Source organism: Flavobacterium sp. N502536 (genome assembly GCF_025947345.1).
Classification (GTDB): domain Bacteria; phylum Bacteroidota; class Bacteroidia; order Flavobacteriales; family Flavobacteriaceae; genus Flavobacterium.
This window is the reverse complement of the sequence record NZ_CP110011.1, coordinates 4,424,462-4,440,323: the sequence shown is the minus strand read 5'-3', so window position 1 is coordinate 4,440,323 and position 15,862 is coordinate 4,424,462. Positions and strand designations below refer to the sequence as shown.

Sequence of the window (15,862 nt, the reverse complement as noted above, 5' to 3'; positions counted from 1 at the left end):
CCGTTTGTTACAAGTGGGCATATTGATATCGGGAACGCAGTTATTTTTGTCTTAAGTCTATGGGAAAAGCGCAATACATAAGGCCTTTACATAAAATTACGGGATGTCTTATGAAATGTTTTTTTTAGAAAAAATAAGCGCTTTTGTTGGAGTACGAATCATTATCAATAGAAGTACAAAATTAGAATACACAGTTATTCTGATTCGGTAAAACGGGAGATTAAGAATGCAATTTAAAACTGTAGGGTGATCGTTTAGGTCACAATAAAAAAGAAAATAGAACAAGCAAAGGACGTATTTACGTTCGCAGGATATTTAATAAAATCATAATTATTTTACAGAAATGGAGAGAAAACTACATGTTTTAATATTAGGGTTACTGTTGAGTAAATTCAGTGCAAATGCACAGCAGGGTGCCCAGTATACACAGTATATGTATAATACTTTAGCAATAAACCCTGCCTACGTGGGAACTCGTGAAGCGATTAGTATTACTGGATTAAACCGAACGCAGTGGTCAGGAATTGACGGAGCTCCAAGAACAATGAATTTATCAGTAAGTGGCCCCATTTCAGAAAAAATAGGTTTAGGTGCATCTGTTGTTTATGATCAAATTGGTCCTTCAAATGAAACTTTAATTGCTGCCGATATATCTTATAATGCAAGATTGAATTATGATTACTGGCTGTTCTTTGGTCTTAAAGCATCTGCTGCGCTATTGAATATTGATTATACGAAACTAAATCCCTACAATACAAATGATTTAGTTTTTCAAAATAACGTACATGATTTTTCGCCCAATATCGGTGCAGGGATTTTTTTAATGTCTGAGAATACCTATGTGGGAATTTCGACTCCTATATTAATCGATACGAGCGATTTTGACGAGCGAAAAGATATAGTAGCCCGTAGAAGAATTCATTATTACGGGATGGCCGGACATGTTTTTGAAATGTCAGATAATGTAAAATTCAAACCGACTGTTCTATTAGACTATGTCAATGGAAATGCGTTACAAATTAATCTCTCGGCTAATTTTTTAGTTTACAATAAGTTGACACTTGGAACAGCATACAGGTGGAATGCTGCTGTTAGTGCTTTGATTGGAGTTCAGCTAACAAAGGGACTGTTTGTCGGATATACCTATGATGCCGACACAACGAAGTTAGGAAAGTACAACTCGGGATCCCATGAACTTTTTTTTCGATTTGATTTACCTATAAGAATTATGAGAGATTGCTCTTGTTCATCGGCGCGTTTTTTTTAAGTTGTTAATTCAATTTACAAAGCCGACAGGTTTCAGGCAGGAACCTAATTGGTTTTATCATAGCCGACTCTAAGATTTTCAAATTTGTTTATCACATCAAATTTTTCTTCCATTTGCTTTGTCTAAAAAAGTCAATATAGTTTTTACACTTAAAAAAATAATTTATGAAAAGAAAAATATACGCTCTGGTAGTGCTATTTTTAGTAACTACATTCTTTGCTTTTTCTCAGGAAAACAAGATAAAAAAGGGAAATAAAAAATACGATGACCTGGCCTATATTGATGCAATAGAGATTTATAAAAGAGTTGCAGAAAAAGGATATAAATCAAAAGAATTGTTTCAAAAATTAGGAAACTCTTACTATTTCAATGGACAATTATTGGAGGCAAATAAATGGTATGCCGAATTATTTAAAATGAAGAAAGAAAATGACGATAACTTCGTTAATCCGGAATATTATTATCGCTATTCTCAAACTTTAAAGTCTGAAGAAAATTATGAGAAAGCAAAAGAATATCTTAACTTTTTTGCTCAGCATTCAGAAAATGAGATTAGAGCAAAATTATATGTTAGTAATAAAGACTATTTGGAAGAAATAAAGATGAATTCCGGCAGATGTACTTTACAGCATACCGGAATTAATACTTCTTATTCAGAATATGGAGCTGCTATTTATAAAACGAACTTAGTTTTTGCGTCGTCGAGACTTAATTTTAAAGGAGCTAATAAAGTAAATAAGTGGGACAATCAGCCTTATAGTAGTTTATTGATTAGTAAAATGGACAAAAACGGCACTCTGGGGGAACCGCATTTATTTTCTGAAAAATTAAATTCTAAATTCAGTGAATCAACTCCGGTATTTACGAAGGATGGTAAAACGGTTTATTTTACTCGTAATAATTATTTAAATGGAAAATTAAGTACAAATAGCGAAGGTGTAGCGTTGCTTAAAATTTATAAGGCAACCTATAAAAATGGAGACTGGTATAATATTACAGAACTTCCTTTTAATAGTAATGAATATAGTGTTGCACATCCCGCCTTAAGCCCTGACGAAAAAACGTTATATTTTGTTTCAAATATGCCGGGTACCGTTGGCCAGTCTGATTTGTTTAAAGTAGAAATTTTCGATGATGGGAACTATGGGAAACCAGAAAATTTAGGAGTAACTGTGAATACAGAAGGTCGTGAGACTTTTCCGTTTGTATCAGAAAACAATGAACTGTATTTTGCTTCAAGCGGGCAATTAGGGTTGGGAGGTTTGGATGTTTTTGTTGCCAAAATTAATCCGGACGGCTCCATATCCAAAGTAACCAACCTCGGAGAACCCATAAATAGCCCTTTTGATGATTTTTGTTACTATATCAATTCTAAAACCAAAACCGGATTTTTTTCTTCTAACCGGAACATGGGACTGGGTTTTGATGATATTTATAAATTCACGGAAGATCGGCCTTTAGATACCGATTATAGTAAAGAAATTCTTGTAAACCTAATTGATACAGAAACCAATCTTCCTATTTCAGATGCCGAGGTTTCATTGTATGATGAAAAAATGAACCTTTTGGTTAAGGTCCCTTCAAGTCCTTTGGGGACATACAAATTTGAAAATCTTACTGCAGGCAAAAAATATTACATCAAAGCAGAAAGAGAAAATTATGAAACGATTGAGAAAAGCTTTTTTACCAATTTTGATAGTGACAAGAAACCACAGGAATTTTCGATGCAGGAGAAAGTGCGAAAATTAGAAGTAGGTGTTGATTTGGCTAAACTGTTTAATTTTCGTGACATTTATTTTGATCTGGACAAATCGGTAATTAGGGAAGATGCGTTGGTAGAGCTTGCCAAAATAGCGGAGCTAATGAAATTAAGACCTAATCTTAAAATAGATGTCAGGGCACATACCGACAGCCGTAATAGTAATGCTTATAATTTGAAGCTTTCAAATCTGAGAGCCAAAGCAACAATTGACTGGTTGGTAAAGACAGGAGGAGTTGATGTGGCAAGATTAACAGGAAAGGGCTACGGAGAAATGATGATTTTAAATAAATGTGTAGACGGGGTTCCTTGTACCGAACAAGAACATGCTATTAATCGAAGAAGCGAATTTTTAATTGTGAGTACTACTGAATAAAATTTACAATCGTTTTGATTATTTCACCAAAAGAGATTTTTTATTTTTTGCAATAATTAATAGTAATAACTATGGAAGAGGAATTAAGAAAACATTTGAATAAAGTAGCAGCCGCTGAAATGTATCAGGGAAAGAACTTTGTAGAGAAAATAAAACACTTTGTTTCGGAAGTTATCATAATTGTTTTTGCGGTAATGCTCTCAATTTCGTTGCATAGCTGGAGTGAAAACAGACACCATCAAAATGAAGTAGAGGAGTTTTTAACGGATCTTAAAGAAGACTTAAAGGAAGAAAGAAACAGTCAGGTGAAACATATTGCTAATGTAAGTACAGCAACAGAAATGTTTGTTGAATTACTAAAAATAGATCAAAAACTCATTGACAGTATAGATAAAAGTGGAGATGATGTTGTTTTTGTACTTAATTTTTTAACACATCAGTTTGATAGTGGGAACTATGAAGGATTTAAATCGAGTGGCAAAATTGGTTTTATAAAAAACAGAGAGATAAAAAAGTTAATCCTTCGATTTTATGAACAAAGAGTACCATTGACTATTGAAGTTGAAAACAGGTACAATAATCAAATCAGAATACTAAATGATTATGCAACAACTGCAAAGGATAAAAAAGAAATGTTTTTAACCCGCCGGTCAAAAGTGATGTTTGATTTAGCAAGACAAGCCGGGCTCCAATGCGATACTGTTTATAAAGAAAATATCGCACTAATTGATTCTATTATTAAGGAACTTAAAAATCAATAAAATTTTGTTGCGTAAATTACTGTAAACTCCGTTTAGGAGTAGTTTAAAAGTATATTTAGTTAACACATAGGGTTTATAGCATCTGTGGGGCAGAGGTAGCATACTGCAGCTGTTTTTCAGCTCAAAAAGTGCTGTTTCTATGTGTGGCCATTGTTAAGTTTTTTTCTTCCTGGTCATTGTTCTCATGATCATGTCTGTTTACAAAAACAGTAAACTCCTTTAACCGTCCGTTTCGCAGACAAATGAGCAGTTCTAAGGCATAGTCTGTTGCAAGAGTAGCAGTAATATAGCTACAGAACGAACCTTGTTTCTATAACCTTACTAAGAGATAGGATACACTGAAAAACAGATAAAAGTAAAGTATTTGCCAGCTTTCTAAGTTGTTTTTTAAGAACAATACTGGTGTTTTTTCCTTCAAAACAATTCGGTTTTTACATTCAATTTACCAGTTATTTCTTCATTACTACTCGTTATTACAAATGGAAAGTGGGTGGTTTAACTTGTTATTAAATTTGTGTTTAAAGCTAAGGTGTTGAAAGTTAGTTTTATAAGTTGATAGTGATAATTATTATTTTATTCGGAAAGTTCAAATCTTGAAATTGTAGCATAAGATAAGTAGAAAAAGGCGCATTATCAGAAGGATTAGAAATGTAAAGTTATTGATTATGGAAAAGAAAAAAGGTTTGGTGTTTGACAGTCAAAGGTATTTTGCCAGGTTCTTAAAATATGAATTCAGAGATGATTTTGTATTTGACTCTTATAAAGATATTACTCATTTCGACAACTCGTTAGAAGGATATGATGTAGTTATTTTCATGTTGTATAGTGATAATGAGATAACCGATCTGATGCGGTTGCATAAAAGAGGTGTACCGATTATAGCATCTTATTTAGACCAGACAATGAAATCAAAGCTGAAGAGGATGAAAGGTGTTTATCTTTTTGATTGTACCAAAGTCAAAGCAGAAATGAGATTAGAGTTAGGACTTTGTATCGACTTGGCGCTGTAAATTGACGGTTTCGATCCGTAAAGCTTTACGGAATGTCTTAACAATTTAGATTTGAATACGTAGCTATCTATAATATTTATTCTTTTATGGAAAAAATTATCTGTCATTATGAATCTGGTTTGGATTGGGCTGAGCCTGTGGCCAAAGAACTCGGAGGAAAAGTAGAAGGCAATTTTATTGCAGCTTCGCCAGAAGTACATACAGGCAGCCGCTATTTTTTAGATTGCGGAGAAGGAATATCGGCACTATATCTCGATATTGAATACAAAACTGACCTGCTGATGGTTCAGAAAAGTAAAAAGAAGGACTTTGTAGGCATTTATTATGATTTGACAGAGGAGGGTGAAATTAAGTTTTCTTCTGAGAATAATTCTAAAGTTCTTAAAAAAGGAGGATATAATCTTGCCGTTATCGATGGTACATTAGAAATAGAACGTATCAGTAAAAGTGGAAGTCGAAGATTTGCTTTGTACCTGTTTGTTAGAAAAGATTTGTTTTACTCCTTTAATAAAAAAGATAAAATACTGCACAATCTTTTTCAATCTGATCATACTGTTTTGGCAAAATTTGGCAGAATGAGTTCTGAAAGCCTTACCTATCTTACAGATTTACGACGCAAAGAAGTTGGAAGCAGTTGTTTTGATCTGGATTTGATCGCTACAGCTTATTTGCTTATCTCAGAACTTTTGGATCCTATGTCCACAACTAAAACTACTAATTCGGAAATTAGTGAGTATGATTTAATGAAAATAAAAGACACCGAAAAAATGCTGAGTCAAAATTTAAAAGGAGCTTTTCCGGGAATTGATGTGCTTTGTGATCAGGTGAATATGTCTCCTTCTAAATTTAAGTATGTTTTCAAAAAAGTACTAAAAACAAGTCCGCAATCTTATTATATGAATACTAAGCTTTACAGAGCAAAAGAACTTCTGGAAGAACAGCAGTTAACAGTAACTGAAATTTCAGAGAAGTTTGGTTTTTGCAATGCTGCGTATTTTGGATCAGCTTTTAAAAAAAGGTATAATATGTCACCGAGAGTATTTACACAACAATTATCATGAAAGAACTTAAATATTGTAACGGATTATCATCCTTATGGTATAAAGAGCTGGCGGCAAAATTAGAAGTAACTTTAGAAAACGATAAAATTTTGGTTTTACCGGATACTATCGGAAAAGGATACTCCTTTTTTGTTGAGGTCATTCCGGGTATGTCTGCTTTATTACTGGATTTTGTATTATCAGCGCCTGTACGAGTACAGCATTTGGCAAATAAGGATGATTTATACATTATAAATTTTGATCTTAGTGAAGAAGTCAATATGATTCAGATTCGTGATATTAGTTATCAGGTAGGGTCTAAGGTCAATCTGGGGCTATTTGTCTGGAAAAATACGATCGGAAATACATGCGAACATCCAGCCGGAAAAAGAATATTTACGATACGTTTGATAGTAGATCAAAAACTACTACATCCTTTATTCATAAAAACAACAGACCAGAATCCGTCCTCAAAAAACAACGACAGATTCGATAGAAAAGACCTGTATTTTCAAGATTTAATTGACAGTAACAGCAGAATACTGATTGATTCGGTAATGCGAAAAACAGTTTTAGACGAGCATTTTAATTTTTATCTAAAAGGGCTCGCTTTAAAATTATTGGGAAACTTTATTCATCGCTATTCGGATGTTGTCCCTCTGTCTCAGGGAATCAAAAAGATTGACCTGGAAGCCTTAGATATTTCTAAAAAATTTCTGGTCAAAAATCTAAAAAACAAGTTTCCGGGAATTTTGAAGCTGTCGGAAATCGCCAGTATGTCGGCAAGTAAATATAAAAGACTTTTTAAGGAGATAGAAGGAGTTACACCAAATGATTTTTTTAAAAGAGAAAAAATAGTACTAGCTCATAAATTACTTTGCAGCGGCTCTTACAGCTCTGTTGTTCAGTTAGGTTACGACCTGAATTTTACCAGAATAGACCATTTCTCGAAAGAGTACTTTAAATTTTTAGGAAGAAGCCCTGCTGAGGATCTGGTTGTTAAAAACAAGCCAGAATAGTTTCTGAGAAATAATAAATCTTGTAACACTGGATTTTAAGCAGTTGTTCATAGAGTAGTATATCTAATTGCATAATTAAGTTACTATAGTTTCGTAGAAACGACCAATTTTGTAACGACGGATTTTAATCCGTTGGTAATAGAGCAACATGCCAAAGAAGTTCCATAAGAACGTCCCGTATAAATTTAGTATATGGATATTAAGTTTCGTAGAAACGATCCATTCTGTAACAACGGATTTTAATCCGTTGGCCAAAGAAGTTCCATAAGAACGGCACATATAAGTTTAGAATATCAAGAAAACCGCATTATCCCTCTTCACAAACAAAAAAAGAGGAAACTACTACACCTTCCGATTGAACCAAAATCGAATTAAACCGGAAGATTCTTCTCAAATGCCGAGCCAAAAGAGAAAAACGAATCTGTACTTCCAACACCTTCAATCTGATGAATTTGTTCGTATAAAATTTTACGAAGTTCTTCGTTATTGATGGCAACAATCTTTATGAATAAAGCATACTTTCCGGAAACCCAATGGCACTCTACAACCTCCGGTATTTCTTTTAATTTTTCGGCAATCGAGTAGGAAAAACGTGCTTCTTTGGTTACAATTCCGGTATACGTAGTCGTCTCAAAACCAATTTCTTTCGGGTTTAGCTTTACCGAAAAACCAGTAATCACTCCCGATTCCTGTAACTTTCTGACTCTTAAATGAACCAATGAATTGGATATGTTTAATTCTTTGGCTAAATCTGAAAAAGAGATTCTTCCATTTTTGCTTAACATTTGTATGATTTCGCGGTCTAAATAGTCAGTATTTTCATTCTTCTTGATACTTGGCATGGCAGGGGGAAGTTTAGTGATTTCTATTATTTTGACAATTCTTTAGTTAAAACAGGTTTTATAAATGTCAAAATTACAAAAAAAACCGCACGAAGTGTCGAATTTTAAATAAACGTAAGTCTATGGTGTTATAATAACACTATTATATATAAATTTGTGTCATAATCACACTATTTTAACAAAACTGAAATGGATAAAAATCAATTACTTATGAAATTATGGGAGCAATATGCTAATATTACCCCATCTGCAAAAAAAATACATGAATTACTCGAAGAAAGAGGAGAAGAGATAAAAAATGATCATATTGCTATACGTACCTTCAATGATAAACGTGTAAATATTGAGGTTTTGGAAAAACCTTTTTTGAATGTTGGATATGAAGCAAGAGGAGAGTATAATTTTGAAAGTAAAAAATTGTTTGCTAAGCATTACGAACATACTACAGATAAAGATGCTCCACGAATTTTTATTTCGGAGTTAGAATTAGAAAAATGCTCCCCTGAATTGCAGGCAACTGTACAGGATATTCTGAACAGCTGTGATTCGAATTTATTTAATAATCCCGAGTTAGTTTTAAGTGGTTCTGTGTGGAAAGGAAATTCACAGGCCGTGTACAAATCGTTACTGGAGGAATCGGAGTATGCTGCGTGGATGTATGTATACGGATTCAGAGCCAATCACTTTACCATCAGTACCAATGCTTTAAAAGGATTTACAACCTTAGAAGAACTTAATACTTTCCTGGAAGAGAGCGGATGGAAACTGAACGCATCAGGTGGAAAAATCAAAGGTACTCCAGAGCAATTATTGGAACAATCCAGTACACTGGCTGATTTGTATGTAGTCGATTTTGAAGAAGGTGCTGTAGAAATTCCTTCTTGTTATTACGAGTTTGCACTTCGTTACCCAATGGCCAACGGAGAATTGTACCAGGGGTTTGTGGCATCATCTGCCGATAAGATATTCGAGAGCACGGATGTAAAGTTGCAGGAAGCTAAATAATTACCTGAAGTAAGTACAATCATCTTTATTACAATCAACTTTTTAATGATGTATTAATAGTGTAAAAGAGGGTAGTTTTTGAACCTATTACTCTTCTATGTTTCTAGTACTAAAAAGTTGGATAATCAATATTAAAAAAGTCGTAATGGCAGTAACAGAATTACAATTCGGAATAAAAGAAGCTTTAAGCCAACTGGGCATAAAAGATATAAATGAGGGAACTTCAACCGGATTGAATCATTTTTCAGGCGGAGAAATTCTGGAGAGCTATTCTCCTGTAGATGGACAATTGATAGCAAAAGTTAAAACATCAACCGCTGCAGATTATGAGAAGGTTATGGAGGCAGCAACAACTGCTTTTAAACAGTTCAGGCTGATGCCGGCGCCACAACGAGGAGAAATCGTACGTCAGTTTGGGGAAAAGTTACGCGTGCATAAAGAGGCATTAGGAAAACTGGTTTCTTACGAAATGGGGAAGTCGTTGCAGGAAGGTTATGGCGAAGTGCAGGAAATGATTGATATCTGCGATTTTGCAGTAGGTCTTTCACGTCAGTTGCATGGATTAACAATGCATTCAGAGCGTCCGGGTCATCGTATGTACGAGCAATATCATTCTTTGGGAGTGGTAGGAATTATTTCAGCTTTCAATTTTCCGGTGGCTGTCTGGGCATGGAATACTGCACTGGCCTGGATTTGTGGAGACGTTTGTGTTTGGAAACCTTCAGAAAAAACACCTATCTGTGCGATTGCCTGTCAGAATATTATAAGTGAAGTCATCAAAGAAAATAATTTACCGGAAGGTATTTCAGGTTTAATTAATGGTGATTATAAGATAGGAGAGTTGCTAACCAACGATAATCGTATTCCTTTAATTTCGGCTACCGGTTCTACCCGTATGGGGAAAATCGTAGCGCAGGTAGTTGCAGGACGTTTGGGAAGATCATTACTGGAATTAGGCGGTAACAATGCGATTATTGTAACACCTGATGCCGATATTAAAATGACTGTGATTGGTGCCGTTTTTGGTGCCGTTGGAACAGCGGGACAAAGATGCACATCCACCCGTCGTTTAATCATTCACGAAAGTATTTACGATAAAGTAAAAGATGCGATAGTGGCTGCCTACAAGCAATTGCGCATCGGAAATCCGTTGGATGAGAATAACCATGTTGGTCCTTTAATCGATACTCAGGCGGTTGAAATGTACCAACAGGCTTTAGATAAAGTGGTAGCTGAAGGTGGAAAAATTCTGGTTGAAGGAGGCGTACTTTCAGGCTCCGGATACGAAAGCGGATGTTATGTAAAACCTGCTATTGCTGAGGCTGAGAACTCATTTGAAATTGTACAGCACGAAACTTTTGCCCCAGTCTTGTACTTACTAAAATACTCTGGAACTGTCGAAAACGCAATTGCAATTCAAAACGGTGTCGGACAAGGTTTATCTTCTGCAATCATGACTAATAATTTAAGAGAGGCCGAATTGTTCTTATCTGTTACAGGATCTGATTGTGGTATTGCAAATGTCAATATTGGTACATCCGGTGCCGAAATTGGCGGTGCATTTGGCGGAGAAAAAGAAACAGGCGGAGGGAGAGAATCCGGCTCCGATGCCTGGAAAGTGTATATGCGCAGACAAACCAATACTATTAATTACACGACTAGTCTGCCATTGGCACAAGGAATTAAATTTGATTTATAAGCCGAGTTAGAACTAAAGCCTATACTAAAATCACAATCAAGAGAATACTGCATTGAATAAGACAGTTTTGCAAAAGGCTGTCTTATAAGGTGCCCGCTTACAAATAAAAAAAACAAAAAACGAAATTTTAATTAACCAAAACCATTACCAAAATGAAAAAACTACTCATTAGGAAATTAAATTTTATTCCTTTACTGTTATGCTTGTGGTTGCCAAACATCAACTTTGCGCAAGCAAATCAGGCACAAAAGACCATTTCTGGAAAAGTCACTGATGACAAAAACAATACATTGCCGGGTGTGAGTATTTCTATTAAAGACTCTAAATACAATGCTGCAACTGATATTGACGGAAATTATACCTTAGTATATTCATCAAGCCTTGTCAATCCGGTTATTGTCTTTTCATACATGGGATTTATTGAGAAAAGCGAGGCTGTAAATAACCGCGCTGAACTTTCAGTTAGCATGCAGGAAGAAACCAATAAACTGAATGAAGTAGTGGTCATTGGTTATGGTTCTCAGAAAAAAAGTAACGTAACAGGAGCTATTTCTACGGTTAAAAAAGAGAGCCTCGAAACCAGAGCTACCACGAGCCCGGCCGAAGCACTTCAGGGCTTAGTCGCAGGGGTAAACGTGCAAAAAAGCGGTGGTGTGGCAGGAGCTGGTGTAAGCGTAAAAATTCGTGGGGTAAATACCTTTGGAGCTACAGAACCACTGTATATTATTGACGGTTTTCAAGGATCTATTAATACCATAAATCCAACCAATATTGAATCAATGGAGGTGTTGAAAGATGGTGCTGCAGCTGCAATTTACGGATCTGTTGCTGCGAATGGTGTAATTATCGTAACGACTAAAAACGGACAAAAAGAAGGTGTAAAAGTAGATTTCAGCTCTTTTTTAAGCATCACAAATCCATCTAAAACATTAGATTTATTAGATGCTGACGGATATCGTACCGTTCACAAAAGAATGTACGATGAGTACAATAAATATGCGACTTCGCCAAAGGCACTTCCGGCATATATAAATGCTCCGTCTGACATCAATACAGATTGGCAGGATCAGGTTTTCCGTTCCGGATTTACACAAAACTACGGTTTGGGAATTCAGGGAAGACAAGGCGATTTTAAATTTGCTTTGTATGGTAACTTCGTAAAACAAAAAGGAATTGTAATTGACAATCAATTTGGTTCTCAAACAGCTAGTGCAAGAGTAAGTTTTAAAAAATCTATTTTTGATATAGACGGAAAAATGGCCTATATCGGAACACAAAATGCATTGCCTAACTTCCAATTGAGAGAGGTATACACCATGTCACCTTTGGTTCCGGTTTATGACGATAATGAAGAATACGGTTATGGATTAACCAGCAAAAATGGTCTGCCTGCCGGAACAAATCCGGTTGCTGAGGAACATTTTAAGAAAAGCAATGATGTAGGACAGGATATTACAGCCAATATTGCGGCAACTGCTAATATTGCGCCTTGGTTAAAATATAAATTAGCGTATTCTTACCGTGTGAAGAACAATCAGCAAATGGAGCATTTTCCTCCATACATTGCTAATCCAAAAGAGGTACATTTATATCCGTTGCAAAGGGAGTTGAGAACAACCTGGAACGAGCAAATCTTAGACAACATTATCACAATTGATAAAACTTTTGGGAAACATGTTTTTGGTTTAATGATTGGTAACACTTTTAACAGTCAGGCCTCTAACTGGAACGAGGTAATTGTAGAAGGTAAAACAACCGATTATACAGTAGAAAATGGACAATTGGTTTCTATAGACCGTCCATCAGGATTTCTTGATCCGGGATTTGAAACTATTGGTGCCGGAAGAGGTGGAACATATACTGCCGACGGATCAAAATTTCAGTACAATCGTGTTTCTTTTTTCAGCAGATTAAACTACTCTTACAACGATCGCTATTTGTTGCAAATGACGGTTAGAAGAGACGGTTCTTCTAAGTTTGGAAAAGACAGCCGTTGGGGAACTTTCCCGTCTATTGCATTAGGATGGAAAATAGAACAAGAAGATTTTTTCCCGAAAGATATTTTTATTTCTACGTTGAAACTACGTGCGAGCTGGGGACAATTGGGTAATGAGGCAGCTTTAGGATATTACTCTGCAAATACACTGATTAATACCGGTAATAGCTTGGGTTCAGGTTATGTACAAGGAATAGGAAGCAACCCTTGGCCTGGAAGCATTGCAAAAGCTTTAGAAAACAGAAACCTACAATGGGAAACTACAGATTCTAAAAATATTGGTATCGATTATACCCTTTTAAAAGGAAAAATTAGCGGTTCGATGAACTACTACCACAATGTGACCGACAAATTATTAATTACAAAAAGACTGGCTCCATCTGCCGGAGTTGATGATCCAATTTTGAACGTAGGTAAAATTAGTAACAGCGGATTTGAGTTTGAGGTAAATTACCGCGATCAGGTTAATGAATTCAAATACAATGCAGGTTTAAACTTTACGACACTTAAAAACAAAGTAATAGCACTAGCCAACGAAGGACAGACTATTTATGGAGAAGGATTAAAATTCGGAGACGAGCATTTTCCAACTCAGGCACGTGTAGGAAGCCCTATTAGTGGATTCTATCTTTACAAAACGGATGGTATTTTCCAAAGTACTCAAGAGGTAGCAGCTCATAATAAAAATGGTGTTTTATTACAGCCAAATGCTCAGCCGGGAGATATTCGTTTTAAAGATTTAAATGATGATGGTGTTATTGATGATAAAGATAAGGCGTACTCCGGAACCGGATTACCAAAAGTAGAAGTGAACCTTACTTTAGGAGCAAGCTATAAAGGCTTTGATTTCTCAGCTTTGATTGGAAGCGGTTGGGGGAATAAATTGTACAACGGAAACCGTTATTTTTATGAGTCTATGAACTCAGGAACCAATATGCTGGTTTCAACTTTAAATTCATGGACACCGGATAACCGCAGCGATATTCCAAGAGCCGTATTGCAGGATCCTAATGGAAACAGCCGTGAGTCAGATCGTTTTCTGGAAAATGGAAATTTTATAAGAATGCGTCAATTGCAATTAGGATATACGATCCCAAGCAGTATGTTAGGCAAAGCAAAAATGGACAAACTTAGATTTTATGTGAGTGTAGAGAATTTATTTACGATCACCGATTATTCTGGTATTGATCCTGAGTTTTCACGTGCTTCTGTGCTTAATACTGGCGTTGATCGTTTTGTGTATCCATTTACAAGATCGTTTGTATCGGGTATTCAGTATATATTTTAATTCTATTTTATAAAAGACACCATCATGAAAAAGATATTTTTATTATTATCCACTATAGGTCTGTTGACCATTACAAGTTGTAGTGATTATCTGGAGCAACAATCTCCGGACGAACTTACCTCAGAGAATTTCTGGAGAAATAAGGCTGATGCCGAATCTGCTTTGGCGGCAACTTACGGACAGCTTGAATGCGCCACTAACGAATGGTCTTTTGCCGAGATAAAATGGCCGGTAGAAGCATACCGTGAAGATATAAACGAACTAGGAAGCGATGCTTTGAATTACCAAAACTGGGTAGAACTTTCGACTTTTACTTATACCAATGGAAACAGCCAGTTTACCAGTTATTGGAGAATTAATTACAGAGGAATCAGTAATGCCAATCAGGTTATTGATAAATTACCACAGGTTCCGGGTTCTAAATTAACAGATGGGGATCGCAAACAAATTGAAGCCGAGGCTCGTTTTTTACGCGCTTATTACCATATGAAATTGCTTTTGAACTGGGAAAAAATTTATGTTAGAGATAAATATGTAACCAAAGAAGGCGATTTGAACATTCCGCTTTCTACACGTGCTGAAGCGTGGGATTTTATCACAAAAGAATTTAAAGCGGTTGCAGATATATTGCCTGCAAAACAATCTACAGATAAAACAGGACGTGCGACAAGTGGTGCAGCAAATAGTTACCTTGGTTTTGCTTATTTAACCCGAGCGTACGAAGAAACAGCTCAAAAACAAAGCTTCTTAACCGAAGCACTTACTGCACTGAACAAAGTACAGGGGTATGAGTTAGTTAAAGATTATGTTTCTATGTTTGACGGAACGACAAAAAACAGCAAGGAGTCTATTTTTGAATTGCAATTTTCAGAAACCACTGCCAATGGTGCTTTCTATCGTAATGCCCTTCACTATTGGATGGCGGCTGCAGAATTGGGCGGATGGGATGAGATTCTTCCGAGTGCAATGCTGATAAACGAATTCAAAAAAGAAGGAAAAATTGCTACTACCGGAAATTATGATACCCGTTTGTACAGCACAATTTTCTTTAAAGATCCTTATTTTAATGATGCAAATAATCCAATGGTATTAGGCGCTACTTATGATGAAAAATTTGAAGGTACTGACAAACCGGTGTATCGCAGATACATTCCAAATACTCAGGAAAAGATGAATCAGGAATTTACAGCGATCAACATTCCTTTGATGAGATATGCGAATGTATTGTTGATGCAAGCCGAGGCATTGAATGAGTTGGGACGTACCGGAGAAGCTATTCCGTACATCAACAAAGTTCGCGAAAGAGCCGATATGCCAGCCATGACCGGAACAACTGCAGCAGCTGTTAAAGCGCAGATTGAACACGAAAGAATTATAGAATTCCCATTAGAAAACTATCGTTTTTATGATTTACGTCGTTGGGGAAAAACTAAAGCAGCACTCGATGCAGTGGGACGCACTGGTTTTGATACAGCAAAAAACAGCTTTTACCCAATTCCTTTAACGGAATTACAAGCGAATTAATTATTTAAGCAAAGAGGTCAATTCCTAAAAATTGATTTTCAATAGAGATTTTAATCCTACGAGGTCTTTTTCGGACCTTGTAGGTTTAATTTTTATATCCAGAAGCCTCACATATTTAGAAGAAATTAACTACACGCCAAAATAAAGCCACAGATTAAAGGATTAGAATGATTAGAAAAAATCTGCCCAATCTGCGGGAGAATATTGAACGCAAAGCTTAAGTAGTTACTGAAATACAGCCACAGATTATAGGGATTAGAAAGATTAGAAAAAATC

General features: G+C 35.7%; 11 protein-coding genes. 10 read left to right on the top strand and 1 reads right to left on the bottom strand.

Translation table 11 applies throughout. The features are described 5' to 3' along the window. The first annotated feature begins 343 nt into the window (after positions 1-343). From OLM61_RS18700 to OLM61_RS18675, 6 genes are all read left to right on the top strand, one after another. On the top strand, positions 344-1,267 hold the full coding sequence (locus tag OLM61_RS18700; RefSeq protein ID WP_264524111.1) for a type IX secretion system membrane protein PorP/SprF: 924 nt from the start codon (positions 344-346) through the stop codon (positions 1,265-1,267). A 164-nt stretch (positions 1,268-1,431) separates the two neighbouring features. After that, positions 1,432-3,402 carry an OmpA family protein gene (locus tag OLM61_RS18695; RefSeq protein ID WP_264524110.1) on the top strand — a complete coding sequence of 657 codons (1,971 nt, stop codon included), beginning with the start codon at positions 1,432-1,434 and terminating at the stop codon, positions 3,400-3,402. Positions 3,403-3,473: 71 nt separating this feature from the next. Continuing rightward, positions 3,474-4,163 (top strand): DUF6090 family protein, encoded by a 690-nt coding sequence (locus tag OLM61_RS18690; RefSeq protein WP_264524109.1) that lies wholly within the window; start codon positions 3,474-3,476, stop codon positions 4,161-4,163. Positions 4,164-4,828: 665 nt separating this feature from the next. Beyond that, positions 4,829-5,173: a hypothetical protein gene (locus OLM61_RS18685; RefSeq protein WP_264524108.1), complete on the top strand. Its 345-nt coding sequence runs from the start codon at positions 4,829-4,831 to the stop codon at positions 5,171-5,173. An 86-nt stretch (positions 5,174-5,259) separates the two neighbouring features. Further along, complete coding sequence (locus OLM61_RS18680; RefSeq protein ID WP_264524107.1) at positions 5,260-6,234, top strand: helix-turn-helix domain-containing protein; 975 nt, start codon at positions 5,260-5,262, stop codon at positions 6,232-6,234. Beyond that, positions 6,231-7,232, top strand: a complete 1,002-nt coding sequence (locus OLM61_RS18675; protein WP_264524106.1) for a helix-turn-helix domain-containing protein — start codon at positions 6,231-6,233, stop codon at positions 7,230-7,232. Before OLM61_RS18680 ends, OLM61_RS18675 begins: the two co-directional genes overlap by 4 nt. 371 nt (positions 7,233-7,603) lie before the next feature. Here the strand turns inward: OLM61_RS18675 and OLM61_RS18670 are convergent, their stop codons facing one another. Beyond that, complete coding sequence (locus OLM61_RS18670; protein ID WP_264524105.1) at positions 7,604-8,074, bottom strand: Lrp/AsnC family transcriptional regulator; 471 nt, start codon at positions 8,072-8,074, stop codon at positions 7,604-7,606. Positions 8,075-8,284: 210 nt separating this feature from the next. Between OLM61_RS18670 and OLM61_RS18665 the strand changes: the two genes are divergently transcribed. From OLM61_RS18665 to OLM61_RS18650, 4 genes are all read left to right on the top strand, one after another. Next, a complete protein-coding gene (locus tag OLM61_RS18665) occupies positions 8,285-9,079 on the top strand; it encodes a DUF1338 domain-containing protein (RefSeq protein ID WP_264524104.1) in 795 nt (264 codons plus the stop codon). Positions 9,080-9,224: 145 nt separating this feature from the next. Beyond that, positions 9,225-10,778 carry an aldehyde dehydrogenase family protein gene (locus OLM61_RS18660; protein ID WP_264524103.1) on the top strand — a complete coding sequence of 518 codons (1,554 nt, stop codon included), beginning with the start codon at positions 9,225-9,227 and terminating at the stop codon, positions 10,776-10,778. A 152-nt stretch (positions 10,779-10,930) separates the two neighbouring features. Next, positions 10,931-14,062 carry a SusC/RagA family TonB-linked outer membrane protein gene (locus OLM61_RS18655; protein ID WP_264524102.1) on the top strand — a complete coding sequence of 1,044 codons (3,132 nt, stop codon included), beginning with the start codon at positions 10,931-10,933 and terminating at the stop codon, positions 14,060-14,062. A gap of 24 nt (positions 14,063-14,086) precedes the next feature. Then, positions 14,087-15,586, top strand: coding sequence for a RagB/SusD family nutrient uptake outer membrane protein (locus OLM61_RS18650; protein ID WP_264524101.1), 1,500 nt, complete (start codon positions 14,087-14,089; stop codon positions 15,584-15,586). Positions 15,587-15,862 lie beyond the last annotated feature (276 nt).